The following is a 24,801-nucleotide window of genomic DNA, read 5'->3' as shown; positions in this document are numbered from 1 at the left end:
CCAGAGGCGGTCGTAACCTGTATGGGCCTATGACGTCCCTTACGGAGAGACCTTGCCCAGTCCCTACCGCGCGATCTTCGCGGCCTCCGGCACCAAGGCCTTCAGCGCCGCCGGCCTCATAGGCCGGCTGCCGATCTCCATGGTCGGCGTCGGCATCCTCACGATGATCTCGGAGATCACCGGCCGCTACGCGATGGCCAGCGCCCTCACCGGAACCCTGGCCCTGGCCGCCGCGGTGATCGGCCCCCAGGTCTCCCGGCTGGTCGACCAGTACGGCCAGCGGCGGGTGCTGCGGCCCGCGACACTGGTCTCCGTCGCCTCCGTCACGGCCCTGGTCCTGGCCGCCGCCAACGGGCTGCCCGACTGGACCCTGTTCGTCTTCGCGGCCGTCGCGGGCTGCGTCCCGAGCGTCGGCTCGATGGTCCGCGCCCGCTGGACCGAGCTCTACCGGGACGCGCCGCGCGAGCTGCACACCGCGTACTCCTTCGAGTCCGTGATCGACGAGGTCTGCTTCATCTTCGGCCCCATCCTGGCCATCGGGCTGTCCACCACCTGGTTCCCGGAGGCCGGCCCGGTGATCGCCGCGGGCTGCCTGCTCGTCGGCGTCTGGCTGCTCACCGCACAGCGCGCCACGGAGCCGCCGCCGCATCCGCGCGGCCAGGAGGACGGCCGCTCCTCCGCCCTGCGCTCCCCCGGCCTCCAGGTGCTGACGGCCACCTTCGTGGCGACCGGCGCCATCTTCGGCTCCATCGACGTCTCCACCCTCGCCTTCGCCGAGGAGCAGGGCCACAAGTCCGCCGCCAGCTTCATCCTGGCCATCTGGGCGGCCGGATCCTGTCTGGCGGGCATCGTCTTCGGCCTGCTCCACCTCAAGGGCCGGACGGAACGCCGGTGGGTACTGGGCATCTGTGCGATGGCCGTGAGTATGATCCCCCTCCTACTGGCCGGGAACCTTCCGTTTCTGGCCGTGGCGCTCTTCGTCTCGGGCCTCGCCATCGCTCCCACGATGATCACCACGATGGCCCTGATCGAAGCGCACGTACCACGCGCGAAGCTCACCGAGGGCATGACGTGGATCAGCACCGGCCTGGCAGTCGGTGTCGCGGTCGGTTCCTCCGTGACCGGTCTGGTCATCGACGCGGCCGGGGCCCAGCGCGGGTACGTCGTCTCGATCTCCTCGGGGATCGCCGCGGCGGCGGTGGCGTTCGCGGGTTACCGCCGGCTGACGAGGCCGGCGCAAGGGGAGGAGCCCTCGCGTGACGGCGACATCGGGGACAGCAGCGGAGAGCGGGCGGACCGCGTGGCGTAACTGGGCGGGCAACGTCCGCGCCACGCCGGCGCGCACGGTGACCCCCGCTTCGGTCGGTGAGCTCCAGGAGGCGGTCCGCCGGGCCGCCGCGGAGGGCCTGCGGGTCAAGGCGGTCGGCACCGGCCACTCCTTCACCGCGGCCGCCGCCACCGACGGCGTGCTCGTACGGCCGCAGGCGCTCACCGGGATCCTGTCGGTGGACCGGGGCGCCGGCACGGTCACCGTGGCGGCCGGCACGGCACTGAAGGACCTCAACCGCGCCCTGGCCGCTCAGGGCCTGTCGCTCACCAACATGGGCGACATCATGGAGCAGACGGTCTCCGGCGCCACCAGCACCGGCACGCACGGCACCGGCCGCGACTCGGCCTCCATCGCCGCGCAGATCCGCGCGCTGGAGCTGGTCACCGCGGACGGGCGGCTGATGGTCTGCTCGGAGAAGGAGAACCCGGAGGTGTTCGCGGCCGCCCGGCTCGGCATCGGAGCGCTGGGCATCGTCACCTCGATCACCTTCGCGGTGGAGCCGCTGTTCTTCCTGACCGCCCGTGAGGAGCCGATGCCCTTCGACCGGGTGACCGCCGAGTTCGACCAGCACGTCGCGGAGAACGAGCACTTCGAGTTCTACTGGTTCCCGCACACCGGCAACTGCAACACCAAGCGCAACAACCGCAGCCAGGGCCCCGCCGCCCCGCCCGGAGCGGTCAGCGGCTGGATCGAGGACGAGCTGCTGTCCAACGGCCTCTTCCAGGCCGTCAACTCGCTGGGCCGCGCGGTCCCCGCGGCCATCCCCTCCATCGCCCGGATCGCCAGCCGCGCCCTGTCGGCGCGCACCTACACGGACATCCCGTACAAGGTGTTCACCAGCCCGCGCCGGGTCCGGTTCGTGGAGATGGAGTACGCCCTCCCGCGCGAGCGGGCGGTCGGGGCCCTGCGGGAGCTCAAGGCCATGGTCGACGGCTCCGACCTGCGGATCAGCTTCCCGGTGGAGGTGCGCACGGCCCCGGCGGACGACATCCCCCTCTCCACGGCCTCGGGCCGGGACACGGCGTACATCGCGGTGCACATGTACCGGGGCACCCCGTACCAGGCCTACTTCACGGCGGCCGAGCGCATCTTCACCGCCCACGGCGGGCGCCCCCACTGGGGCAAGGTGCACACCCGGGACGCGGAGTACCTGGCCGCGGCGTACCCGCGGTTCGGGGAGTTCACGGCGCTGCGCGACCGGCTGGACCCGGAGCGGCTGTTCGGCAACGACTACCTGCGGCGGGTGCTGGGGGACTGACGCCCGGTCACTCCCGTCCGGCGCCGCCGCCCCCGCCCGGTGCGCCGGTGCCGCCGGTGCTCGGGGCGGGGCCCGGGTCCGGGGTCTGCCGGGAGGCCGAGGGGGACGGGTCCGGGCCGGGGCCCGCCGAGCGGGAGGGGGTGGGCGAGGGGTCCGGGTCCGGACCGCGCCCGCCGTGCGAGGCGGACGGGCTCGGGGAACCCCCCGGGCCGGGGCTCCGCCCGTCCGGGCCGTCCTTGCCGCCCTTCCCGCCGTGTTCGCCCCGCTCGCCGCGGTCCCCCGACTCCGGGGCGTCCTTCCGCTCGGAGGGGCGGTGGTCGGGCGCCGTGCGGAAGCCGCCTGACAGGAGGGTGCCGCCGCCGCTGCTGACGGAGGTGCCCGCGAAGGCCTCGTACGTCCCGAGGCCGCCGATGGCGAGGGCGAAGGCCGCCCCGGAGGCCACCGCCGTGCGCTTCCAGCCCCGTACGCGGGTGCCGTGCACGGTGGCCTCGCCGAACTCCCCCGCCGGCGGGGCCGCGGACTCCTCCGCCCCGGCGGGCGCGGGGGCCTGACGGCTCCTGGAACGGACGCCCTCGCGCAGCCGGTCGCCGGTGCGGCGGAAGGCGTGCTGGATGACCGGGCCGCCGGCGGTCGCCACCACGCTGACCACGCCGGCGCCGAGGATGGTGCCGTAGACGCCCAGCTTGGAGGCGAGCAGCGCGGCCGCGACGGTGGCGAGGGAACTGCCCGCGACCTGGGCCGCGCTCAGGTCGAGCTTCGCGCGCCCTCCGCCCGTGCCCTCGTCCTCGCGACCGCCCGGTCCGCCTCCCCCTACCGTCTTCTGACCCATCGCCATCCCCTGCGTGTCCTGCCCCTCGCGCTTCTCCTCTTCCTGCAGTTACCGACACCTGAGCGAAATGAGAAGTTCCGTTTCTGTGGATTCTGTGAAGCAGGACACCCCGAATCGGCCGCGTACGCAGGTGGACCGCCTTCAGGGCCCGATTCCGGGCAGGCCAACTCCCGCCGCCCGGGACAAGTTCGGCGGCGCGGCGGTCCACCCAGGTGGCCCGAATGGAGTACTGTGGCGAGCCCTGGGGCCGTCCTTCCTTTCGGATGTCCGGACCCGGGAGAGGGGGCCGGCTGACGGAGAAGCGGCGCTCAAGACCGGTGATGCCGCGGTATCGCACGGGCTCCTGCTGCGCACAGTAACCACTTGGTCACTGTGCGTGCCCAACAGGTAACCGTGCCATAACGTCGATCAAGGGCGCATGCCCGACACGCCGGTTTAACTCGGCAAGGTTGTGGCAGGCTGCACCCGGGCAGGCCACACTCGACTAGCGGAAGCAGCGACGCACGTGACGTCGGCAGGCACCACCCGGGAGGTCCCCATGCCCGAACTGCGTGTCGTGGCCGTCTCGAATGACGGAACACGACTGGTGCTCAAGGCTGCGGACAGCACGGAGTACACGCTTCCGATCGACGAGCGGCTGCGGGCTGCCGTGCGCAATGACCGCGCGCGCCTGAACCAGATCGAGATCGAGGTGGAGAGCCACCTCCGCCCCCGCGACATCCAGGCGCGCATACGGGCCGGTGCCTCCGCCGAGGAGGTCGCGCAGCTCGCCGGCATCCCCGTCGACCGGGTCCGGCGCTTCGAGGGCCCGGTCCTGGCCGAGCGCGCCTTCATGGCCGAGCGGGCCCGCAAGACCCCCGTGCGCCGCCCCGGGGAGAACACCGGACCGCAGCTCGGCGAGGCCGTGCAGGAACGGCTCACGCTGCGCGGGGCCGACAAGGACTCGGTGCAGTGGGACTCCTGGCGCCGCGACGACGGCACCTGGGAGGTCCTGCTCGTCTACCGGGTGGTGGGCGAGCCGCACTCCGCGAGCTGGACGTACGACCCGCCGCGCCGGCTGGTCGTCGCCGTGGACGACGAGGCCCGCTCCCTGATCGGCGAGTCGGACGACCTGCCGTCGACCCCGGAACCGAGCTTCCCGTTCGTTCCGAGGATCGCCCGGCTGCCGCGCGACCGGCCGCTGGACCGCGCGCTCGACCGGCAGATCGAGCGCCCCGCCGCCCCGCCGCCCGCGCCGGAGCCCGAGGAGGAACGGGACACGCTGACCAGCCTGCTGGAGGCCGTCCCCAGCTTCCGGGGCGACCTGGTGGTCCCGGACCGGACCGACGACGCGGAGGAGGAGGCCGGGACGGAAGAGCCCCCGGCCGCGGCGGCCTCGGCCGGCGCCGGAGCGGCGTACGCGGACGTGCTGATGCCGCGGACGGTCGCGGGTCATCGCGAACGGCTGACGGGCACGACCGACCGGCAGGCCGAGGCCGACGGGGTCCGGCCCGGGCGCCGCGCGGCGGTGCCCAGCTGGGACGAGATCGTCTTCGGGACCCGGCGCAAGAAGCAGGAGTAGCCCGGTCCGGCGGAGCCCCGAGGGGCGCCGCCGGACTCGGACGCGTCAGGGGTTGGGGCCGGTGGCCACCGGGCGGGCGGGGTCCGCGGACCAGTGCGACCAGCTGCCCGCGTAGAGGGCGGCCGGGATGCCCGCCACCTCCAGCGCGAGGACCTCGTGCGCCCCGGAGACCCCGGAACCGCAGTACACGCCCACCTCGGTGTCCGGGGTGGCGCCCAGCTCCGCGAACCGGGCCTTCAGGGTCTCCGCCGGCAGGAACAGGCCGTCGGGGCCCGTGTTCTCGGTGGTCGGCGCCGAGACCGCGCCCGGGATGTGACCGCCGACCCGGTCGATGGGCTCGACCTCACCCCGGTAGCGCTCCCCCGCCCGGGCGTCCAGCAGCAGTCCCGTACGGGCCAGGGCGGCCGCGTCGTCGGCTTCCAGCAGGCCCAGCGCGCCGGGGTTTGGCTTGAAATCGCCCTCGCCCGGAGTCGGCGCGTCGGCCGTCACCGGGCCGCCCGACGCGGTCCACGCGGCCAGGCCCCCGTCCAGGACTCGCACGTTCGGGTGACCCGTCCAGCGCAGCAGCCACCAGGCGCGGGCGGCCGCCCAGCCCTGGCCGCCGTCGTACACGACCACCGGCTCGTCCGTCCGGACCCCGGCGCGGCGCATCACGGCGCCGAACGCCTCCGGTTCGGGCAGCGGGTGGCGGCCGCCGGACCCGGGCGGACCTGCCAGTTCGCGGTTGAGGTCGACGTACACGGCGCCGGGCAGGTGCCCGGCCTCGTAGGCGGGTCGCTGGTCGGGGCCGCCCAGCTGCCAGCGGACGTCCAGGAGCACCGGCGGGCGGTCGGAGGCCAGCTCGTCCATCAGTGCGGAGGCCGAGAGAATCGCAGTCATGGGCCCATCTTCCTCCCCGCCGGACACCCGTGTAACAAGCCGGACATCGACGGGCCGCAGTGATCCGGTCATCTCCGTCCGCGCCCGCCCCGTCCGGCCCGGTCGGGCCGCACGGCGCCCCGCGGAGTGGAAGCATCAGCGGCGTCATTCGGGACACGACGGAGGAGACTGCTGACATGACCGAGGCAGCGGGGGCTTCGCGGCGGCCGTCCGGCACACCGTGCTGGGTGAGCCTGATGGTGCACGGGCTCGGGAGGACCGAGGACTTCTACGCCGACCTGTTCGGCTGGGAGTACGAGCCGGGACCCGCGCAGCTCGGCCCGGGCGTCCGGGCCGTCCTCGACGGAGAGGAGGTGGCCGGAATCGGGGAGATGCCGCCCGACCGGAACCTTCCGGTCGCCTGGACCCCCTACTTCGCCATCGACGACGCCGACTGCGCGGCCGAGGCGATCCGCTCCTGCGGCGGGACGGTGGCGGTGGGCCCGATGGACGCCGGGGCCGAGGGACGGGTGGCGATCTGCTCCGACCCGCTGGGGGCGATCTTCGGGATCTGGCAGGACTCGGGCCACGGGCGGCCCTACGGGGTGCCGGGGACCCCGGTGTGGAACGAGCTGGTCACCCAGGACACGTCGACGGTCGGCAAGTTCTACCAGCACGTCTTCGGCCACGAGGCCGAGCGGCACCCGGCGGCCTCGGCCGACTTCGACTACCTGACCCTGCGGCTGGACGGCCGGCCGGTGGCGGCGGTGCACGGGGTCGGCCGCTCCCTGCCGCACGACCGTGGCCCGCACTGGATGACGTACTTCGAGGTCCGCGACACCGACGCGGCGACCGCCCGGGTCGCCGCGCTGGGCGGCCGGGTGCTCAGCCCGCCCCGGGACCGGATCCGGGGGCGGCTGGCCCTGGTGGCGGACCCGGAGGGGGCGGTCTTCGCCCTGGTGCGGTCCGCCGCGGAGGACTAGGCGAGCGGCAGCGGACGGGGGCGCTTGGCGGTGCGGCCGTCGCCGGAGGAGGCGCCGCGCAGCCGCCGGCCGAGCCAGGGGCCGAGGAAGCCCGCCGCCCAGCCCACCTCGGCCGCCACCGCCCGGACGGCGGTGCGCGGCGGCCGGGGCGGCAGGGGGCGCTGCCAGGTGTCGTCGGCTCCCGGCAGGGCGAGGGCCTCGGCCAGGGCGGCGGCGATCCGGGCGTGGCCGAGGGGGCTCGCGTGCAGCCGGTCGGTGCTCCACAGGCGCGGGTCGGTCCCCACGGCCGCCCGGCCCGTCTCGGCGACCACGACCCCGTGGCGCGCGGCGGCGGCCCGGACGCGGGCGTTGAGCTCCGCCACGCGCGGGCGCAGCGGCCGGGCCATGGGCGCGATCCGGCCCACGTCGGGGAAGGTGACGGTCGCGACCCGGGCCCCGGCCGCGGTCAGTGCGGCGAACATCTCCTCCAGTTCTCCGGCCACCTCGGCGGCGTCGAACCGGGGCCGGAGCACGTCGTTGACGCCGGCCACGACGGTGGCCACGTCGGGCGCCAGCTCCAGGGCCGGGCCCAGCTGTTCCGCCCGGACCCGGCCGGCGAGCCGGCCGCGGACGGCGAGGTTGGCGTAGAGCAGGCCCGGGTGGACGGCCGCGAGGTGCTCGGCGAGCCGGTCGGCGAACCCGCGCAGGCCCACCGTGTCGTCGCCGTCCCCGAGCCCCTCGGTCTGGCTGTCGCCCAGGGCGACGTAGCACAGGGGTTCACCGTTGTGCATCCGTCTGCTGCCTTTCCCGTAGTACGGCCGCGGTCCGCAGGCACCAGTCCCGGTGCTCCCGTTCGAAGGCCAGGCCGCGCAGGCAGGTCAGGTACCGCCCGATCCGCTCGCCCCGCAGGAGGTACTCCGCCTCGTCCGTGTCGCCGCGCATGTGGTGCAGGAGTGTGCCGAGGAGTTCGAGCTTGGCCCCGGCGGCGGCGGCCCGCTGCTCCAGCTGCTCGATGACGGGGCCGGTGCCGATGCGGTCGGCGGTCTGGACCTTGACGAGGAGGTCGTCGCGGATGGAGGACGGCTTGGACGCGGCCTCGGCGAACCGTTCCAGCTCGGCGCGGCCGGCCTCGGTGACCCGGAAGAGGCGCTTGTTGGGCCGGGTCTCCTGGACCACCTCGCGGCCCGCGACCAGCCCGTCCGCCTCCAGCCTGGCCAGCTCGGCGTAGAGCTGCTGGGGCAGGGCGTGCCAGAAGTTGGCGACGCTGATGTCGAAGGCCTTCGCCAGCTGGTAGCCGCTGTATTCGTCGTCGAGCAGCGCCGCCAGGACCGCGTGCCGCAGTGCCATGCCGGGCCCCCTTCCCTTTCCTCGTACCCGTCGGCATCATACTCAAGAAAGTGACTAGTCCGATTGTTGAGTAGTACTCGGATCACCACGCATTCCAGGAGGGGTCATGGAGACTGCCGAACGCTTCCGCGCCGCCGTGGAGAAGCGCGATCTCGCCGCGCTGGACGAGCTGTTCACGGAGGACGTCCGCCTCTACAGCCCGGTGAAGTTCGTCCCGTTCGAGGGCAAGGCCATGGTCATGGGCCTGTTCGGGGTGCTGCTGCGCACCTTCGAGGACCTGCGCTACCTGGGGCGCCTGGAGGGGGAGGCCGAGACCAGCGCGGACGGCGAGGCCGCCCCGACGGTCGTCCTGCCCTTCCGGGCGCTGGTGGCGGGCCGCCAGATCCACGGGATCGACCAGCTGCAGTTCGACGAGGAGGGCCGGATCAAGGAGTTCACCGTGATGGTCCGGCCCCAGTCCGCCGTCCACGCCCTGGGCCAGGCGGTCCTGGCCGGCCTGGTCGAGGACGGGCTCGCCCCCGGGCCCGCCTGAGGGCCCGTCAGCCGCGCCCGTCAGTCGGGCCCGGGGCCGGCCGGCCTCGCCGCGGTGCCGTCAGGCGCCCCTGGCCGGCCGGTACTCCGCCCAGGTCTTCGGGGTCTCCGAGATCCTGACCGCCGTCAGCTCGGGGATCCGCTCCGTCCACTGGTCGAAGATCCACACGGCCAGGTTCTCGGCCGACGGGGAGATACCCCCCCCCCAGCGCCTCATTGAGGTGCCGGTGGTCGAAGGTCTCGTCCATCCACTGCTTGAAGGCGTCCAGGTCCCGGTAGTCCCGGACGAACCCGGCCTCGGTCAGGTCCTCGCGGCGGCCGGAGAGCTCGATGACGACGGCGTAGTTGTGGCCGTGCATCCGGGCGCACGGGTGCCAGGAGGGCAGCCGGTCCAGGACGTGGCTGGCGGAGAAGTGGAACTCCTTGGTGATGGTCAGCACGTTCCCTCCCCGTCGGCCGCGAGGAGCGAGCGGTTGAGCGGCACCGCGGTCAGGAACCGCTCGCGCAGCGCCTCGTCGCCGATCAGCCCCGCCTTGCGCAGGACCTCCCGCCGAGCCCGGCCGAGCAGCCCCCGCGCCTCCTCCCCGGCCCCGTACGCCGCGAGGGCCCGCCCGGCGTGCCAGAGGACCTCCTCCGTCCGCAGCGCGGGCATGTCCCCCACCTCGTCCAGCATCCTCAGGGCCTCCCGGGCCTGTTCCACGGCCCCGGCCGGGTCGCCCCCGCGCAGCCGGATCCGGCTGCGCAGGCAGTACGCGGCGATCTCGCTGCGGACCATGCCGCTGCGCCGCGTCTCGACGCAGGTGGCGATAGCCAGCCGTTCCGCCTCCTGGAGGGCCTCCGCGGCGCCGGGGGCCCGCGGGTCACCGTCCGCTCCGGCGAGGAGGACCTCGGCGCAGAGGTTGCGGACGATGGGGACGAGGTTGGCCAGCCAGGTCCGTTCGGTCTCCGCCCAGGCGTCGGCGATCAGCCGCCGGGCCTCGTCCCGGGTCTCCGGCCGGTCGGCGAGGATCCGGGCGAGGAGCGCCGCGTTGTAGGCGTGCCAGGCGCTGTCGCCGCCCCGGTCCGCCTCGAACCCGAGGGCTTCGCGCAGCGCCTCCGCCGCGCCGGTGCCGTCGCCGAGGCCCAGGCGCACCTGGGCGAGGTAGTTGAGCGCCATGGGCAGCTCCGCGTTGAGCGGCTCCTCGCGCAGCCGGGCCACGCACCGCCCGATGCGGGCCAGCGCCTCGGAGAGGTGTCCGCTGTCGAAGAGGGTGATGCCGAGCTGCATCTCGCCCAGGTTGCGGGCGTGCTGGAGGACCGGGGTGGCGCCGCCGCCCAGGCGCGGGTCCGACGCGTACAGGCGCTCGGCCTCGCGCAGCTGGGCCAGGCCGTCGGCGAGCCTGCGCTTGGAGACCTGGCGGCCGTACTCGACGCGGGCCACGAACAGGGCGGCCGGGTCGCCGTGTTCCTCGGCCAGTTCGACGGCCGCCCTCAGCTTCTCCAGGGAGGGGACGAGGCCGCGGGTGGCCAGCAGGGTCTTGCCGCGCAGCAGGGTGGCCCGGATGACGAGGTCGGGGTCGGCGCAGCGGGCGGCGGCCGCCTCCGCCTCGGCGGCCAGGGCGTCGATGTCCGGCCCGCCGGCCGGTGTGCTCTGGCCGCGCCAGCGGACCTCGGTCAGCGAGAGCAGCAGTTCGACGACGCGGACCAGGCGCCGGTCGCGGCCCTCGGTGCCGGCGGGCAGCTGCCGTACGGCGCGGATGACCTCCTCGCAGTGCCGCTCGGCCTCGGCGAAGGAGAGCCCCTGGGTGGCCGCGTCGCGGGCGAGGTCGAAGTGGGCGTCGGCCGAGGCGAGGAGGCAGGAGGGGCCGCCGTGGCGGAGGTGGCGGGCGACCTCCAGGCGGCGCTCCAGCGACATGGTCTCCGGCGGGCCCTGGCCGAGGGCGTGCGCGATGCGGGCGTGCCGCGAACGCATCTGCTCGGCGCTCTGCTCCGTGTAGACCACGCTCCACAGGGCCCGGTGCTCGAAGCGGTAGCAGTCGGCGGACTCCCAGCGCGCCCAGGCGGGCGGTGTCGCGGGGACGACCAGGCGGTGGTCGCGGGCGATCAGCCGCAGCCGTTCCATGACCAGGTCGTGGGGCAGGCCCGTCGCGGCGGCGACGGTGTGGGAGAGGAACACGTCGCCCTGGGTGGCGGCGGTGGCCAGCAGGAGCCGGTCCTGGTCGGTCAGGGCGCGCAGCCGCTCCTCGACGACGCGGGAGAGGCTGGCCGGCAGGGGTACCTCGGCACCGTCCTGCGGGGTCCACTCGTCGAGGCAGAGGGAGACGAAGATGGCGTGTCCGCCGGTCAGTTCGGCCAGCCGGCGGGAGAGGGCCGGCGGGGCGGCGGGATGCCGCTGCGCGACGAGTTCGGCGATGGCGTCCTGCGGCAGCCCGCGCATCGTGCGGCGGCGCAGCAGTCCCTCGCCGGCCCAGCTGTGCAGCAGCGCCTCGACCTTGGACTCCTTGCCGCCGGCGTGTGCGGCGTCGCTGGCGTGGCTCAGGACCACGGCCAGCTGTTCGCGGGCGAGGGCGCGCAGCAGCTGGTCCAGGACGAGCTGGCTGCTCTCGTCGATGTGCTGGACGTCGTCGATGACGATGACGGTCGGCGGGCCCTGGCGCACGAGTTCGAGCAGGCCCTCCGCGATCCGCAGGGCGGCCGCGTGCCGGAAGGGCAGGAGGCTGTCGAAGGGCATGGAGCCGGAGTCGAGGGAGGCCTCGGTGATCTCCCGGCCCAGGGTGAACACGGCCCCCAGTCCCGGGACGATCGCCGAGAGGACCTCGGGGGCCGAACGGACCACCCCCTGCCCGGTGGCGCCGAGCATCCGCCGCAAGCGCCCGCGCCGCCGGGGCTCGGCCTCGCCCAGCTTCAGGAGCAGGTCGAGGACCGGCCCGTACATCAGGTCGGGGCCGATACCGGGGCGGCACCGGGTGGACACGACGCGGCAGCCGGCGGGCGCCTCGGCCTCGAAGGCCCGCAGCAGCGCCGACTTGCCCATGCCCGACACCCCGTCGACCGCGATGGCCTGCCCGCCCCGCCCGTCCCCGAGCGCGGCGACGACCGAGCGCAGCTCGTCCAGGTGCTCCACGCGGTCGACAAATCCGATCGGCACGCCCATGCCCCCGTCTCACGCCACACCAGCAGATGCCGCCCCACGGTAGATCATGCCGGTCCACCGCAGGTGCGACCCGACACGTTCCGGCCACACCCCGGACTCGTACGGCGATATGGACACCTGACGCATCGCCAACTACTTTCCATAGTGGAAACTAGATGCCGGGTGGCCATGCACAGGCCGCCCGGAGCACTACGGGGAGGGGACGACCCATGTCCGAACGAGCAGCCGCGGCAGTCGCACTGAGCGGCGTCGCACGCATCGAGGCCCAGGCACGCAGGCGGGGCCGCTGGCACGCCGGATACTTGTGGGCGTTCGCCGGATGGCAGCTCGCCCTCGTCCCGGCGGTGCTGCTGTGGCACGGGCCGGCCGGCGCGCTGGTGTGCTCGCTGGCGAACGCCCTGGTGGTGACGGGGCTGTCGGTGTTCGCGATGCGGCAGCCGGTGGTTCCGCGGGGGTACGCCCGCCGGCACCTGACGGCGGTCGGTGCGTGGGCGGCCTGCTACGCGGCGGCGCTCGCGGCCGGCCTCGCCGTCTTCCCGGACAGTGCCGGCTTCGCGGCCGCCGCCGCGCTCGTGTGCGCGCTGCCGCCCGCCGTGGCGGCCCGGCAGGGGACCCGGGCGGCATGAGCACGCAGACCCCGGCGGATCCGGGGCGCTCCCCGCATCCCCGCCACGCCCTCGCACCGCTGCTCTCCTCGGCGGTGCGGCTGTCGATCGTGGCGGCGCTCGCGCCCGTGGAGAAGGCCGAGTTCGCCTCCGTGCGGGACCTCGTGGAGATCACCGACTCCGCGCTGTCCAAGCAGGTGACGCGGCTGGAGGAGGAGGGCTGGGTGGCCGTCGAGAAGGGTCGGGTCGGGCGCAGGCCGCGGACCTGGCTGCGGCTGACTGAGGACGGCCTGGCCGGCTACCGCCGGCACCTCGCCGCCCTGGCGGCCATCGCGGGCCCGCTGGGCTGATCCGGGGCGGGTCAGACGCCGGCCGCGGCAACCGGGGCCGGGTGGGGTTGCGGGTCCGGTCCCTCCTCGACGCGGGCCATGGCCAGGCGCAGGAGGGGCGGGGCCATGAGGGAGGTCACGATCGCGACGAGGATGACGACGGTGTACGCCTCGGGTCCGAGGATGCCGAGCCGCAGGCCTGTCATCGCCACGATCACCTCGATCACCCCGCGGGAGTTCATGCCGGCGCCGAGGGCGAAGGCCTCCCAGCCGCTGAGCCGGCTCAGCTTCGCCCCGGCGTAGGCCCCCGCGAACTTGCCGACGACGGCCACGGCGAGGACCGCGCAGGCCGCGGCCAGGACCGCCGGCCTGGCCAGCGCCGTCAGGTCCGTCCGGAGCCCGGCCGTGGCGAAGTAGAGCGGCGCGAGGAAGGCCAGCACCGTGGTGCGCAGCGGGGCCAGTTTCTCCCGGTCCGGTCTGCCGCTGGTGCTGATCAGTACGCCGGCGACGAAGGCCCCGAAGACCGGCTCCAGACCCAGGGCGTGCGCACCCGCGGAGCCGAGCAGTACGGCCAGCGCCGCCACGGCGACGGTCGGCCCGGGCTCGGGCGAGCGGCCGGCCGCGCCCAGCGCGAGCCTGACGGCGGGCCGGCCCACCAGCAGGGCGAACAGCACGACGCCCACGGGGTAGAGCAGGGAGGCGGCGAGCCGGCCGGCGGTCAGGCCGGCCGTGGCCATCGCCGAGACGACGGAGAGCAGGAACCAGCCGACGACGTCGTCGATCACCCCGGAGGCCAGGGTCAGCTGGCCGACCTCGCGGTGCAGGAGGTCCATGTCCAGCAGGGTCTTGGCGATCACCGGGATCGCGCTGACGCACAGGGCCACGCCGAGGAACAGGGCGAACACCGTCGGGTCGGTGCCGGCGGGCAGCAGTGAGCGGGGCAGCAGGTAGCCCGTGGCGACGCCGAGCACCAGGGGCAGGATGAGACCGGCGGCGCTCACCCGTACCGCGGTGGCGCCGCGCCGCCGGACGAGGTCGGACTGGAGTTCCATCCCGGTGATCCCGACGAGGAGCAGGACGCCGAGCTGCCCGACCGCGTCGAGGAGGTGCATCTGCTCGGGCTGCTGCGGCAGCAGCCAGGCGGCGAAGCCGGGCAGCAGATGGCCGAGGACCGAGGGGCCGACGAGGACCCCCGCGCAGAGCTCTCCGACGATCGCGGGCAGCCTGAAGCGCGCGGCCAGCTGCCCGAGGCAGACGGCGAGGAGCAGCAGGAGCGCCAGCTGGAGGAGGAGCACCAGCAGGGCGTGGTGGGTGGGGGCGGGAACGGGCGCGGCTGCGGTCGTCACCTCACGAAGCGTAGGACGGGCCCCTCGGGCCCGGCTCCCTCGCGCGGGCAGGTCGTCGTGAGTTACGGAAGTCCGTCCGCAGGAGCCGCGGTTCAGGCGTGGTTGTCCGCTACTCCGTCCGCAGCACCTCCGCGACAGGGGCCTTCGCCGCACCACGGGCCGGGAGGCAGGCACCCAGCGCGGCGATCACGGAACCCGAGAGGGCGAGCAACGCCACCGTCGGCCAGTTCCACACCTGCACCAGCGAATCCGGCAGGTCGAGCCCGGTGCCGTGTCCGGTCATCGGGATGACGATCCGGTGCGCGAGCATCCCGAGCGGGACGCCGACGATCCCGCCGGCCGCCCCGAGCACCGCCATGGACGTCACCACCATGGCCATCACCTGGCGGGGCGTCATTCCGATCGACTTGAGCATCCCCAGGTCCTTGCGGCGCTCACGGGTGTTGAGGACCACCGTGTTGAACACGCCCAGGCTCGAAACGACGATCAGCATCACGGTGAGGGTCGACACCACGCTGATGATGACCTTCTCCAGTGTGTCGGAGGCGCCGTTCACCACCGCGTTCAGCCCCGGGTCCGTACGCGCGACCGCCTCGGCGTAGGCCTGCGGGTCGCTGCCCTTCGCGAGCTGGACGGAGAAGCCCTGGGCGCGCTGGGCCGGGCTGAGCGGGACGAACCGGTTCCAGTCGAGGGTCGTCACGTCCCATCCCCCGACGCTCTCGCCGACGATCTTCTGCGGCTGGGGTCCGTCGCTGGTGTCCAGCGTGATCGTGTCGCCGAGGGACACCTTGTGCTCGTGCCAGAACTCCGACGAGACCACCACCTCGTTCGGCCCCTCGATCCAGCGTCCCCGGGCGAGGTCCGGATGCAGCTCCTTGGTGTCACCGCGCTCGACGCCCACACGGAGGGTTCCCGACCAGCCCGCCATGCGGGTCTGCAGCGGGGCCTGCGCGGACACGTGCTCGGAGGCGGGCAGCGAGCGCAGCAGCGCGAAGAGCCGGTCGTCGGAGTGCGTCGGGCCGGGAGTCCCCCACTTGGGGTCATTGACGTCGACGCGCACCTGGATCTTGTCGGTCTGCTGCTGCATCTGCCCGAACTTGACGACCGAGGCCGAAATACCGAGAGCCATCGTCACCGTCATGACGCCGAGCACGACCGTCGACAGCGTCAGGACCGTGCGGCCCGGCCGGGCGAACGGCCAGCCCAGGCCCAGGCTCACCGGGCGCGGCAGGCTCGATCCGCCGAGCCCCCGCTGGACCGCCAGACCGTGTCCGGTCTGCTGGACGCCGCCCGCGCTGATGGCCACGGCGGCGGGGAGGCGACGGGCGCGCATCGCCGGAACGAGGGCGGACAGCGCCACGAGAGCGGGCACCCCGATCAGCACCACCGGATGGACCCACGTCGGGACGGTGGCCTTGCCCATGACGAGGTCGCTGCCGAAGAGGCCCCAGAAGGCCTGGTTCACCAGCTTCTTGCCCACGAAGCCGCCGATCACCGAGCCGAGCGCGCAGCCGATCGTCGCCGGGAACGTGACCATGACGAGGTAGACCGCCGTCACCTGGTGGGGGGTGAACCCCAGGGCCTTGAGGACTCCGATGTGCCGGAAGCCCGAGACGACCGCGCCGCTGACGACGTTGCCCACGATCAGGACCGAGACGGTCAGGCCGAGGATGCCGAAGACCGTCAGGAACGGCACGTAGGTGTTCGGGCCCTTGGCGAGGTTCGCCTTGATGGTCAGGTACGACCCGGTCCCCGTCAGGGCGTCGGACGGCAGGCCCTTCGTGGCAGCAGCCATGCCGGCCTTCAGCGCCGAGTCGGAACCGGCGTCATCGAAGCGGTACATCATCTGGAGCGAGGGCGAGCCTGATTGCAGGGCCCGGGCCTGGTCCGGGGTGACCCAGCCGCCCGCCGACTGGCCGGCCGAGTTCGCGTAACCGACGACCTCGAGACGCACGCCGTCCGGGGTGACGACCTCGTGCTCGGACTTGATCTGGTCCGGACCGATGAACGACGGCTCGTTCAGGACGATCTCTCCCGGACCGGTCGCCCAGCGGCCGGCGCTGAGCTTGAGGGTGTCGACCGCGGTGTCCGGCCGGTCCCGGCCTACGACGGTGAAGGAACCGGCCAGCCCGATCGGGTGATCGCCGGTCTGTGAGGGCGAGTGGAGGACGGCTGCGGGATACGGGCCTGCGACGGCCTCGACGCCGCGGGCGTTCGCGGCCTGGGCGATCTGGGCCGCGGTCGCCTTCGAGCTGTCGAACTCGGCGACGACGTGCGCACCGTTCGCGGCGTCGTAGGCCGTGTCGAAGGGGCCCGACACGGCCGCCAGCAGGGCCAGGGTCGCGACGGCCATGGCACTGGAGACCATGACGACGACGCCGAGCACGAAGGTCTGGAGTCTGCGGCGCTTCACCGCCGCGCGGGAAGCCCGCCACACGGCGCTCATCGTGCGGCCTCTGCGACCGCCGCGTGGTCGACGAGGCGGTCCCGGGCGATGCGCCCGTCCGCGACCTCGACGACCCGCCGGGCGCACCGGGCGGCGAGCCGCGGGTCGTGCGTGACGATCAGGAGGGTCTGGCCGAGCTGGTTCAGGTCCATGAGCAGTTGCATCACCTGGTCGCCGGACCTGCTGTCCAGGGCGCCGGTCGGCTCGTCGGCGAGCAGCAGCGACGGTCGGTTCATCAAGGCCCGCGCCGTGGCGACCCGCTGCCGCTCGCCGCCCGACAGTGAGGCGGGATAGATGTTCTTACGGTCGGCGATCGAGAGTTCGCCCATGAGCTCCAGGGCGCGCTCGCGGGCGGCCGACGCCTTCAGCCCGACCAGCTGGCCGGCCAGGGCGATGTTGTCCAGGGCCGGCAGGTCGTCCAGCAGGTTGAAGAACTGGAAGATCATGCCGATCCGGCGACGCCGGAACAGCGCCAGGCCCTTCTCGTCGAGCTCGACCAGGTCCTCCCCGGCGACGACGACCGATCCGGCGGTCGGCCGGTCGAGTCCGGAGACCATGTTCAGCAGGGTCGACTTCCCGGAGCCGGACGGTCCCATCACGGCGACCGACTCGCCCGCGCCGATCTCCAGCGAAACGCCGTCCAGGGCCGCGTAGTCCCCGAAGTCCTTCCGTACGTCCGTGAGCCGGACGACGACTTCACGCTCCTCGTAACCGCCCATGTTCGTCATGCGGAGAACAGTGCCGATCGCCCTGGTCCGGCGGCATCGGAGCGTCGTCCACGGATCGGAGCGCGGATACCAACCTGGGGTGTACACCCCGGGTCCGATTCCCAGGGATGATCACGCGGCTACGATCGCGTCATGCTCACGACACCGCCTCCCACGCTGGTCCGGCGTGTGACACCCGGCGCGTGGACGGCGCTCGCCTGGTGTGTGTCCACGATCTACTCGTTCGTCGTCCAGATCCGCTGGCCGGGAGAACAGCTGCAGCCCTGGGGCGAGAAGAGCCACCGCATCGAGCCGTTCTCGATGGACCACCGCGAGCTGGCGACCTTGCTCCTGGCAGTGGCCCTGCTGGCGGGCGCCTGCCGGCTCTTGACCCGTCGACCGCTGACATCGATGACGATGCTGGTGGTCAGCGCGCTGGTCCTGACCAACGGCCCCCTGCACACGACCAGCATCGCGCCCGAGCAGTACCTGCCGGTCTGCGTCGCCCTCTGCTTCGCCACCGCCGCCGAGGCGCGGCGGACGTCGTTGTGCGCCGCGGGGCTGGCCCTGACCGGGCTCCTCGGCTACATCGGCACGCGCCTGGCGCTGGGACTCCGGGTGGGCACCTCGGTCGAGGCGGTCGTCCTGATGATGATCGTGGTCGCCTGGGTCATCGGGAACGCGCGCCGTCAGGAACGGGAGCACACCGAGCAGATGCGCACCCGGGTCGCGGAGCAGGCGGTGACGGCCGAGCGGCTGCGGATCGCCCGGGAACTGCATGACATGGTCGCCCACAGCATCGGCGTCGTGGCGTTCCAGGCCGGGGCCGCCCGGCGGGTCATCGATACGCAGCCGGAGGGGGCGCGCAGGGCCCTCGGCGCCATCGAGGACACGAGCCGGGAGACGCTCGCCGGCCTACGGCGCATGCTCGGCGCGCTCCACGACGCCGCGTCCGGTGACGCCGGGAAGCCGGCCGCCGGGCTCGACGACGTCGACAAGCTCGTGGAGAACGTGAGGGACGCCGGCGTCCGCGTGGACGTCGAGTGGCGCGGCGAGAGGCGTCCTCTGCCACCGGAGGTCGACTTGTCCGCGTTCCGCATCATCCAGGAGTCCGTCACCAACGTGGTGAAGCACTCCAGAACACAGCAGTGCCGCGTCTCCGTGGTATTCCACCCCTCCGAACTGTCCGTCGTGATCGTCGACAGCGGATCCGGGAGCGGCAGAGGCGAAGGCAGCGGCTACGGTATCGCCGGGATGCGTGACCGGGTGAAACTGCTGCACGGCGACTTCACCGCCGGTCCGCGCCCCGAGGGCGGCTACCGCGTGACCGCCCGTCTCCCCATCCCGATGGAGGTCTGATGCCGGTCCGCGTCGTGCTCGCCGACGACCAGCCGCTGATCCGCACCGGGCTGGGCATGGTGATCGCCGACATCCCGGACATCGAGGTCGTCGGAGAAGCCGGGAACGGCGCCGAGGCCGTACAGCTGGTCCGGGATCTGAATCCCGACGTCGTCGTCATGGACATCCGCATGCCCGGCATGGACGGCATCGAGGCCACCCGGATGATCACGAAGGACACCGGCGCCCCGCACGTCATCGTCCTGACGACGTTCGACGACGACGACAACGTCTACGACTCCTTGCGGGCCGGGGCTTCGGGATTCCTCGTCAAGGACATGGCCCTGGACGACATCATCACGGCGGTACGGGTCGTGGCCGACGGGGATGCGCTCATAGCGCCGAAGGTGACGCGCCGCCTGATCGAGGAGTTCGCCGACCGCCCGCAGCGGGCCGTCCCGCCGCCGTCCAAGGCAGTCCTGGGGGTCACCGACCGCGAGCTCGAGGTATTGACGTTGATCGGCCGGGGCATGTCGAACGCCGAGATCGCCGAGGCGATGTTCATCAGCGGCGCGACCGTCAAGGCGTACGTGACGCGCCTGCTGGCCAAACTCGACGCCCGCGACCGCGTCCACCTCGTCATCATCGCCTACGAGCACGCTTTGGTGGCACCGACCGGCTGATGCGCCCGGTCAGGCGTGGTTGACGGGGAGGACGTCCGGGGAGAGGGCGCCGGCGTGGGCCGAGGCGGAGGTGAGGCGGCGGCGGTGGTGGCGGCGGCACAGGACCTCGTAGCCGATCTCCTCCGCCGGGCGGTTGACGTCGCCGACCACCACCTGGGCGCCCTCGACCACCATGACCCCGCCCACCGTACGGGCGTTGTGCGTGGCCCGGGCCCCGCACCAGCACAGGGCCTCGACCTGGAGCTGCTCGATCCGGTCGGCCAGCTCGATCAGCCGCTGGGAGCCGGGGAAGAGCTTGGTGCGGAAGTCGGTGGTGATGCCGAAGGCGAAGACGTCCATGTCGAGGTCGTCGACGATGCGGGCCAGCTGGTCGATCTGCTCGGGCGCGAGGAACTGCGCCTCGTCCACGATCACGTAGTCGGCCTTGCCGCCCTTGGACAGCAGCTCCACCAGGTAGGCGTAGAGGTCCATGCCCTCGGCGGCCTCGACCGCCTCGGTCACCAGGCCGAGCCGGGAGGAGATCTTGCCCTCGCCCGCCCGGTCGTCGCGCGTGAAGATCACGCCCTGGAGGCCTCGGGCGGAGCGGTTGTGGCCGATCTGGAGAGCCAGTGTGCTCTTCCCGCAGTCCATCGTTCCGGAGAAGAACACCAGCTCGGGCATGGGAAGTACGGGACCTTTCGGGTCGTGGGGGCGGGCAGGAGGGGTGGGGCGGCGGAGGGCTCAGGTGCGGACTTCGAGGAGCGGGACCAGCTGTTCCGCCGCCGTCATGGAGCCGTGCATACCGGTGAGGGCCGACTCGTTGGGCTCGTTGCGGGAGGCGGTGATCGCGGCGTCGGCGTGGGCGGCGGCGATCACGTCGCCGATCCGGCCGAGGACCCGCTCGTCGCACTCCCCCGGCGCGCCGAACCAGCCCAGCTCCAGGGCCTCTTCGCGGCTCGCGATCCAGAAACGGTCGCCGAGTACCTCGCGCCACACGGTCAGCACGTCGGCCTCGGCGCCGGGCACCGCGTAGACGTGCCGGGCGCGGCCCTCGCCGCCGAGCAGGGCGACTCCCGCGCCCAGCTCCCAGTCCTCGTCGAAGTCGATGCGCGAGTCCTCGTCGAAGGGGACGTCGACCATGCCGTGGTCGGAGGTCACGTAGAGCGCGGTGCGCGGCGGCAGCTGTTCGGCGAGCCGCTGCACGAGCCGGTCCACGTACATGAGCTGGCCGCGCCAGGCGTCGGAGTCCACGCCGTGGCGGTGTCCGGCACCGTCGAGCTCGCTGTAGTACGTGTACACGAGGGAGCGCTCACCGGCCGCGAGCTGGATCGCGGCGAGGTCCATCCGTTCCTCGCCGGTCATCCGGCCGTGGAAGGTGCCGCCGCTGAGGGCGATCTGGGTGAGCGGGGTGCTCTGGAAGTTGGGGGCGGACACCTGGGCGGTGTGCACGCCGGCCGCGTCCGCGAGCTGGAAGACCGTCGGGTACGGCTGCCAGGGCTTGGGCGGGGTCCACGGGTACCAGCGCAGCTGGTTCATCAGCTCGCCGGAGGCCGGGTTGCGCACGGCGTAACCGGGCAGGCCGTGCCGGGCGGGCGGCAGGCCGGTGCCGACGGAGGCGAGGGAGGTGGCGGTGGTCGCCGGGAAGCCGGCGGTCAGCGGCCGGCCGGTACCCCCGCGGGAGCTCGCGAGGAGGGAGGTGAGGAAGGGGGCGTACTCCGGGTGGGCCTTGATCTGCTCCCAGCCCATGCCGTCGACGAGGAAGACGCAGTTGCGGTCGGCCGGGGTCAGCTCGGCGATCCCGGCGGTGAGCCCGGGGACGCCCTGGCCCGCCGCCAGGGTCGGCAGCAGGTCGGCGAGCGAGCCGGTTCCGTAGTGCGGGACCGGGGCGTCTGCGAGGTCGAGGAGTTCCGGTTCGTCCTGCCAGTTCGGCGGCACGGAGTACGCCATCAGCGGGTGGTGGCCGCGGTGGCCTCGGAGAGCGCCTGGGCGAAGAGCAGGGTCTGGCGGACGGTCTCGGGGCCGTCGCCGGCCTCGCTGACGCGCAGGCTGAGGTCGTCGGCGGTGGAGTTGCCGGTGTAGCCGTGGTCGGAGTCGCAGTTGGGGTCGCCGCAGGCGGCGGGCTCCAGGTCGATGCGCGAGACCGCGCCCCAGCCGATGGTCAGGACGACCTCGCGGGGCAGCTGCCCGGGCGTGTAGGACTCCGGGTTGGCGACGACGCGGCTGAGCACCACGGAGGAGATCGAGCCGAGCTTGACCGACTCGGTGGAGGTGGTCGCGTACGGGGAGGGGGACCCGGCGTCGGCGGCCTGCTCGTCGGTATGGCTGACGATGAACCGGCTGTCGGTGAGGACCAGCACGGTCACGTGCCGGCGCACCTCGTTGGAGTCGAAGGTGGTCTCCTGGTGGACCACGTACGACGAGACCGGCTCGCCGCCCACCGCGGCCTCCACGGCCTCGGCCACGAGGGCCGGGTAGTAGCCGCTGCGCTCGATCGCCGCGCGCAGCCCCTGGGTCGTCGTACCGGATTTCGCCATGAGGTCCATCCTAAGGCCCGTACGGGGTCCCCCTACCTGCCCGTCGGTCAGTAGCTGGGCAGGGTCCGCGGTCCGAGGTCGGTCCGCGCGGGCGGGTGGGCGACCCGCACGGTGGCGCTGAGCACGGAGAGGCCCTCCGTGGCGACGACGACCGGCTCCAGGGAGACTCCGGTCACTTCGGGATGGTCGTCCACCAGGCGGGACAGCCGCAGCAGCAGTCCCTCCAGGGCGGGGGTGTCGACGGGGTCGCTGCCGCGCCAGCCGAAGAGGAGGGGCGCGGCGCGCAGGGCGCGGACCAGTCCCGCGGCGTCACGGTCGGTGGCGGGGACCAGGCGGTGCGCGGTGTCACCGAGGAGCTCGGAGGGGACTCCGGCGAGCCCGAAGGAGAGGACGGCGCCGGCGGCGGGGTCGACGACGGAGCGGACGACGGTGTCCACCCCGCGCGGGGCCATCGACTGGACGACGGGCAGCAGCTCGGCGGGCTTGCCGAGGGCTTCGGTGAGTTCCTCGTAGGAGCGCCGCAGCTCGGCCTCGGTGGTGAGGTCCAGGCGTACGCCACCCAGGTCGGCGCGGTGGCGCAGGTGGGGGGCGGTGGTCTTGAGGGCGACGGGGTAGCCGAGGACGCGGGCCGCGCGGGCGGCGGCGTCGGCGCTGGGGGCGGGGAGGGTGGGCAGGACCCGGATCCCGTAGCGGGCGAGGAGCTCGCGGGCGTCGGGCTCGTCCAGGGTCAGCGCGGCTCCCTCGGCGACCCCGGCGACGAGGGAGGCGAGCTGGGCAGCGGCGCCGCTCTCGTCGATGTCCTCGTACTCGGGGACGTGCCCGGCGTCCGCGTTGGCGCGGCGCCACTGGGCGTAGCGGACGGCTTCGGCGAGGGCCTTCACGGCGCGCTCGGCGGCGGGGTAGGCGGGGATCCGTCCGCCGGGGACCGGGGCGGGGGCGGCGGCCGCGCCGGGGGCGGGGCCGGAGCGGGAGCCGCGCCGGGGGCGGGGGCGGCGGGCGGGGTGCGGTCGCCGGGGGCGGGGGCCGGAGCGGGAGCCGCGCCGGGGGCGGCGGGCGGGGTGCGGTCGCCGGGGGCGGCGGGCGGCGGGGTGGCGGCCGGGGCGGTGGGCCGGGCGGCGGAGAGGGCCTCGACGAGTTCGCCGAGCTCGACGTGGACGACGGCGACGGGCTTGCCGGGGACCTCGGCGACGGCCTCGCGCAGGGCCTCCGCGAGGTCGTCGGCCAGGGCCCGCTCGCCGACCCAGGGGATGGCGGTGACGACGACGGCGTCGCAGTCCTCGGAGGCCAGGGCGGCGGTGAGGGCGGTGCGGAAGTCCTCGGGCGTGGCGGCGGTGGTCAGGTCCAGCGGGGGCAGCGGCCGCAGCCCCTCGGTCAGGCAGGCGTCGTACGTGAGGACGCCGAGGGACTCGGAGTTGCCGAGGATGGCCACCCGGGGGCCGGCCGGCAGGGGCTGGCCGGCCAGCAGGAGCCCGGCGTCGACGAGCTCGGTGACCGTGTCGACCCGGATGACGCCGGCCTGGCGGAGCAGGTCGGAGACGGTGGCCTCGGGGAGGCGGGTGCCGGGGACCAGGTGTCCGGCGGGGGTGTGGCGGCCGCCGAGGGCGACGACGAGGGGCTTGACGGCGGCGGTGCGGCGGGCGAGGCGGGTGAACTTGCGCGGGTTGCCGAGGGTCTCCAGGTACATGAGGGCCACGTCGGTGGCCCCGTCCTCGTACCAGTACTGGAGGATGTCGTTGCCGGAGACGTCCGCCCGGTTGCCGGCGGACACGAAGGAGGACAGTCCCTCGCCGCGGCGCAGCAGCCCGGACAGCAGGGCGATGCCGATGGCCCCGGACTGCGTGAACAGCCCGATCCGGCCGCGGGCGGTGGCGGGGGCGGGCGCGAGGGAGGCGTTGAGCTCCACGTCCGCCGCGGTGTTGATCACCCCGAAGGCGTTGGGCCCGATGAGCCGCATCCCGTACGAGCGGACCTGGCGGACCAGTTCGCGCTGGCGGGCCAGCCCGTCCGGGCCGCTCTCCCCGTACCCGGCCGACAGCACCACCAGCCCCTGCACCCCGTGTTCCCCGCAGTCGGCGACGGCGTCCGCGACCCGCTCCGCGGGGACGGCGATCACGGCGAGGTCCACGGGGGCCCCGATGTCCGCGACGCTGCGGTAGGCCCGCACCCCGTCCAGCAGGTCGCCCTCCATCCCGGCCGCCCGGGCCTCGTTGACGGCGTAGAGGTGCCCGTGGAAGCCCCCGTCGCGCAGGTTGCGCAGGGTGGCGGCGCCCACCCCGGATCCGGAGCGGCTGACGCCGATCACCGCGACCGAGCCGGGGGCCAGCAGCCGCTGGACGGAGCGGGCCTCGGCGCGCTGTTCGCGGGCGCGCTGGACGGCGAGGGACTCGGCGGTGGGTTCGAGGTCGAGGGTGAGGTGGACGGAGCCGTCCTCGAAGCTGCGCCTCTGCTGGTAGCCGACGTCCGTGAACACCTTGATCATCTTGGTGTTGGCGGGCAGCACCTCGGCCGCGAAGCGGCGGATGCCCCGCTCCCGGGCCACGGCTCCGATGTGTTCGAGCAGGGCGGAGGCGACCCCGCGGCCCTGGTGGGCGTCCTGGACGAGGAAGGCCACCTCGGCCTCGTCGGCGGGGGCGGAGGCGGGGCGGCCGTCGGGGCCGATGCGGTCGTAGCGGACGGTGCCGATGAACTCCCCGCCGATGGTCGCGGCGAGGCCGACGCGGTCCACGTAGTCGTGGTGCGTGAAGCGGTGGACGTCGCGGTCGGAGAGGCGGGGGTAGGGGGCGAAGAAGCGGTAGTACTTCGACTCGTCCGAGACCTGCTCGTAGAAGCTGACCAGGCGGCCCGCGTCCTCGGTCGTGATGGGGCGGATCCGGGCGGTGCCGCCGTCGCGCAGCACGACGTCCGCTTCCCAGTGGGCCGGGTACGAGGGGTCCGACGCGATGGTCATGAGGCCAGCCTAAGGGGAAGATCCGGCCAGGTGGCCGGGTGGCTCCGACAGGCCGGACGGCACAGGGCCCGGGAATGA

20 protein-coding genes and 2 pseudogenes are annotated in these 24,801 nt (G+C 73.7%); 9 read left to right on the top strand and 13 right to left on the bottom strand.

Going from position 1 to position 24,801, the window contains the following annotated elements; genetic code table 11:
* The first annotated feature begins 52 nt into the window (after nucleotides 1-52).
* Nucleotides 53-1,309: an MFS transporter gene (locus B4U46_RS26575; protein WP_079430175.1), complete on the top strand. Its 1,257-nt coding sequence runs from the start codon at nucleotides 53-55 to the stop codon at nucleotides 1,307-1,309.
* Complete coding sequence (locus B4U46_RS26570; RefSeq protein WP_079430174.1) at nucleotides 1,257-2,588, top strand: D-arabinono-1,4-lactone oxidase; 1,332 nt, start codon at nucleotides 1,257-1,259, stop codon at nucleotides 2,586-2,588. The genes B4U46_RS26575 and B4U46_RS26570 overlap by 53 nt, the downstream gene beginning before the upstream one ends.
* Nucleotides 2,589-2,595: 7 nt before the next feature.
* On the opposite strand, the gene B4U46_RS26565 is transcribed toward B4U46_RS26570, so the two are convergent.
* Nucleotides 2,596-3,417: a hypothetical protein gene (locus B4U46_RS26565; protein ID WP_237293130.1), complete on the bottom strand. Its 822-nt coding sequence runs from the start codon at nucleotides 3,415-3,417 to the stop codon at nucleotides 2,596-2,598.
* Nucleotides 3,418-3,955: 538 nt separating this feature from the next.
* On the opposite strand from B4U46_RS26565, the gene sepH reads away from it, so the two are divergent.
* Nucleotides 3,956-4,978, top strand: a complete 1,023-nt coding sequence (sepH, locus tag B4U46_RS26560) for a septation protein SepH (protein ID WP_079430172.1) — start codon at nucleotides 3,956-3,958, stop codon at nucleotides 4,976-4,978.
* Between the two features lie 45 nt (nucleotides 4,979-5,023).
* Here sepH and B4U46_RS26555 read toward each other — a convergent pair whose 3' ends face one another.
* Nucleotides 5,024-5,857 carry a sulfurtransferase gene (locus tag B4U46_RS26555; RefSeq protein WP_079430171.1) on the bottom strand — a complete coding sequence of 278 codons (834 nt, stop codon included), beginning with the start codon at nucleotides 5,855-5,857 and terminating at the stop codon, nucleotides 5,024-5,026.
* 176 nt (nucleotides 5,858-6,033) lie between these two features.
* Between B4U46_RS26555 and B4U46_RS26550 the strand changes: the two genes are divergently transcribed.
* Nucleotides 6,034-6,819 (top strand): VOC family protein, encoded by a 786-nt coding sequence (locus B4U46_RS26550; RefSeq protein ID WP_079430170.1) that lies wholly within the window; start codon nucleotides 6,034-6,036, stop codon nucleotides 6,817-6,819.
* Here B4U46_RS26550 and B4U46_RS26545 read toward each other — a convergent pair.
* Both B4U46_RS26545 and B4U46_RS26540 read right to left on the bottom strand, forming a co-directional pair.
* Entirely contained in the window at nucleotides 6,816-7,589 is a 774-nt protein-coding gene (locus B4U46_RS26545; protein WP_079430169.1) for an SGNH/GDSL hydrolase family protein, read from the bottom strand. The two genes, B4U46_RS26550 and B4U46_RS26545, sit on opposite strands and share 4 nt — an antisense overlap.
* Complete coding sequence (locus B4U46_RS26540) at nucleotides 7,576-8,145, bottom strand: PadR family transcriptional regulator (RefSeq protein WP_079430168.1); 570 nt, start codon at nucleotides 8,143-8,145, stop codon at nucleotides 7,576-7,578. The genes B4U46_RS26545 and B4U46_RS26540 overlap by 14 nt, the downstream gene beginning before the upstream one ends.
* A 106-nt stretch (nucleotides 8,146-8,251) precedes the next feature.
* Between B4U46_RS26540 and B4U46_RS26535 the strand changes: the two genes are divergently transcribed.
* A complete protein-coding gene (locus B4U46_RS26535; protein WP_079430167.1) occupies nucleotides 8,252-8,677 on the top strand; it encodes a nuclear transport factor 2 family protein in 426 nt (141 codons plus the stop codon).
* 60 nt (nucleotides 8,678-8,737) lie between these two features.
* Here the strand turns inward: B4U46_RS26535 and B4U46_RS26530 are convergent.
* Together B4U46_RS26530 and B4U46_RS26525 are read right to left on the bottom strand one after the other, a co-directional pair.
* A pseudogene (locus B4U46_RS26530) lies at nucleotides 8,738-9,116 on the bottom strand (6-pyruvoyl trahydropterin synthase family protein).
* Nucleotides 9,110-11,809, bottom strand: a complete 2,700-nt coding sequence (locus tag B4U46_RS26525; RefSeq protein ID WP_398908023.1) for an AAA family ATPase — start codon at nucleotides 11,807-11,809, stop codon at nucleotides 9,110-9,112. The pseudogene B4U46_RS26530 and the gene B4U46_RS26525 overlap by 7 nt, the downstream one beginning before the upstream one ends.
* A 209-nt stretch (nucleotides 11,810-12,018) precedes the next feature.
* Between B4U46_RS26525 and B4U46_RS26520 the strand changes: the two genes are divergently transcribed.
* Nucleotides 12,019-12,435 carry a hypothetical protein gene (locus B4U46_RS26520; RefSeq protein ID WP_079430166.1) on the top strand — a complete coding sequence of 139 codons (417 nt, stop codon included), beginning with the start codon at nucleotides 12,019-12,021 and terminating at the stop codon, nucleotides 12,433-12,435.
* The gene (locus tag B4U46_RS26515) at nucleotides 12,432-12,764 is read left to right on the top strand and encodes a winged helix-turn-helix domain-containing protein (RefSeq protein ID WP_079430165.1); all 333 of its coding nucleotides are present in this window, start codon (nucleotides 12,432-12,434) and stop codon (nucleotides 12,762-12,764) included. The genes B4U46_RS26520 and B4U46_RS26515 overlap by 4 nt, the downstream gene beginning before the upstream one ends.
* An 11-nt stretch (nucleotides 12,765-12,775) precedes the next feature.
* Here B4U46_RS26515 and B4U46_RS26510 read toward each other — a convergent pair whose 3' ends face one another.
* The 3 genes from B4U46_RS26510 to B4U46_RS26500 all read right to left on the bottom strand — a co-directional run bounded on the left by B4U46_RS26510 (nucleotide 12,776) and on the right by B4U46_RS26500 (nucleotide 17,263).
* A complete protein-coding gene (locus tag B4U46_RS26510) occupies nucleotides 12,776-14,089 on the bottom strand; it encodes a cation:proton antiporter (protein WP_079430164.1) in 1,314 nt (437 codons plus the stop codon).
* A 109-nt stretch (nucleotides 14,090-14,198) separates the two neighbouring features.
* Nucleotides 14,199-16,526, bottom strand: coding sequence for an ABC transporter permease (locus B4U46_RS26505; RefSeq protein WP_079430163.1), 2,328 nt, complete (start codon nucleotides 16,524-16,526; stop codon nucleotides 14,199-14,201).
* Between the two features lie 5 nt (nucleotides 16,527-16,531).
* On the bottom strand, nucleotides 16,532-17,263 hold the full coding sequence (locus B4U46_RS26500; RefSeq protein WP_079430162.1) for an ABC transporter ATP-binding protein: 732 nt from the start codon (nucleotides 17,261-17,263) through the stop codon (nucleotides 16,532-16,534).
* A gap of 132 nt (nucleotides 17,264-17,395) precedes the next feature.
* Here B4U46_RS26500 and B4U46_RS26495 point away from each other — a divergent pair, with 132 nt between their 5' ends.
* The gene (locus B4U46_RS26495; protein WP_079430161.1) at nucleotides 17,396-18,601 is read left to right on the top strand and encodes a sensor histidine kinase; all 1,206 of its coding nucleotides are present in this window, start codon (nucleotides 17,396-17,398) and stop codon (nucleotides 18,599-18,601) included.
* On the top strand, nucleotides 18,601-19,263 hold the full coding sequence (locus tag B4U46_RS26490) for a response regulator (RefSeq protein WP_079430160.1): 663 nt from the start codon (nucleotides 18,601-18,603) through the stop codon (nucleotides 19,261-19,263). Before B4U46_RS26495 ends, B4U46_RS26490 begins: the two co-directional genes overlap by 1 nt.
* A gap of 9 nt (nucleotides 19,264-19,272) precedes the next feature.
* Here B4U46_RS26490 and B4U46_RS26485 read toward each other — a convergent pair whose 3' ends face one another.
* From B4U46_RS26485 to B4U46_RS39930, 4 genes and pseudogenes are all read right to left on the bottom strand, one after another.
* Nucleotides 19,273-19,923 (bottom strand): thymidine kinase, encoded by a 651-nt coding sequence (locus B4U46_RS26485; RefSeq protein ID WP_079430159.1) that lies wholly within the window; start codon nucleotides 19,921-19,923, stop codon nucleotides 19,273-19,275.
* Between the two features lie 60 nt (nucleotides 19,924-19,983).
* On the bottom strand, nucleotides 19,984-21,189 hold the full coding sequence (locus B4U46_RS26480; protein ID WP_079430158.1) for an alkaline phosphatase family protein: 1,206 nt from the start codon (nucleotides 21,187-21,189) through the stop codon (nucleotides 19,984-19,986).
* Nucleotides 21,189-21,776 carry a DUF5998 family protein gene (locus B4U46_RS26475; RefSeq protein ID WP_079431993.1) on the bottom strand — a complete coding sequence of 196 codons (588 nt, stop codon included), beginning with the start codon at nucleotides 21,774-21,776 and terminating at the stop codon, nucleotides 21,189-21,191. Before B4U46_RS26475 ends, B4U46_RS26480 begins: the two co-directional genes overlap by 1 nt.
* A 47-nt stretch (nucleotides 21,777-21,823) precedes the next feature.
* Nucleotides 21,824-24,723, bottom strand: a pseudogene (locus B4U46_RS39930) (GNAT family N-acetyltransferase).
* Between the last annotated feature and the right edge of the window lie 78 nt (nucleotides 24,724-24,801).

The sequence above is a fragment of the Streptomyces katrae genome (assembly GCF_002028425.1).
Classification (GTDB): Bacteria; Actinomycetota; Actinomycetes; order Streptomycetales; family Streptomycetaceae; genus Streptomyces; species Streptomyces katrae_A.
The sequence above is the reverse complement of the archived record's forward strand: the minus strand, read 5'-3'. Positions and strand labels throughout refer to the sequence as shown.

Coding starts and splice junctions, on each gene's coding strand:
- B4U46_RS26565 (WP_237293130.1), bottom strand. CDS start 3,417: ATGGGTCAGAAGACGGTAGGGGGAGGCGGACCGGGCGGTCGCGAGGAC.
- sepH (WP_079430172.1), top strand. CDS start 3,956: ATGCCCGAACTGCGTGTCGTGGCCGTCTCGAATGACGGAACACGACTG.
- B4U46_RS26555 (WP_079430171.1), bottom strand. CDS start 5,857: ATGACTGCGATTCTCTCGGCCTCCGCACTGATGGACGAGCTGGCCTCC.
- B4U46_RS26550 (WP_079430170.1), top strand. CDS start 6,034: ATGACCGAGGCAGCGGGGGCTTCGCGGCGGCCGTCCGGCACACCGTGC.
- B4U46_RS26545 (WP_079430169.1), bottom strand. CDS start 7,589: ATGCACAACGGTGAACCCCTGTGCTACGTCGCCCTGGGCGACAGCCAG.
- B4U46_RS26540 (WP_079430168.1), bottom strand. CDS start 8,145: ATGGCACTGCGGCACGCGGTCCTGGCGGCGCTGCTCGACGACGAATAC.
- B4U46_RS26535 (WP_079430167.1), top strand. CDS start 8,252: ATGGAGACTGCCGAACGCTTCCGCGCCGCCGTGGAGAAGCGCGATCTC.
- B4U46_RS26525 (WP_398908023.1), bottom strand. CDS start 11,809: ATGGGCGTGCCGATCGGATTTGTCGACCGCGTGGAGCACCTGGACGAG.
- B4U46_RS26520 (WP_079430166.1), top strand. CDS start 12,019: ATGTCCGAACGAGCAGCCGCGGCAGTCGCACTGAGCGGCGTCGCACGC.
- B4U46_RS26515 (WP_079430165.1), top strand. CDS start 12,432: ATGAGCACGCAGACCCCGGCGGATCCGGGGCGCTCCCCGCATCCCCGC.
- B4U46_RS26500 (WP_079430162.1), bottom strand. CDS start 17,263: ATGACGAACATGGGCGGTTACGAGGAGCGTGAAGTCGTCGTCCGGCTC.
- B4U46_RS26495 (WP_079430161.1), top strand. CDS start 17,396: ATGCTCACGACACCGCCTCCCACGCTGGTCCGGCGTGTGACACCCGGC.
- B4U46_RS26490 (WP_079430160.1), top strand. CDS start 18,601: ATGCCGGTCCGCGTCGTGCTCGCCGACGACCAGCCGCTGATCCGCACC.
- B4U46_RS26485 (WP_079430159.1), bottom strand. CDS start 19,923: ATGCCCGAGCTGGTGTTCTTCTCCGGAACGATGGACTGCGGGAAGAGC.
- B4U46_RS26480 (WP_079430158.1), bottom strand. CDS start 21,189: ATGGCGTACTCCGTGCCGCCGAACTGGCAGGACGAACCGGAACTCCTC.
- B4U46_RS26475 (WP_079431993.1), bottom strand. CDS start 21,776: ATGGCGAAATCCGGTACGACGACCCAGGGGCTGCGCGCGGCGATCGAG.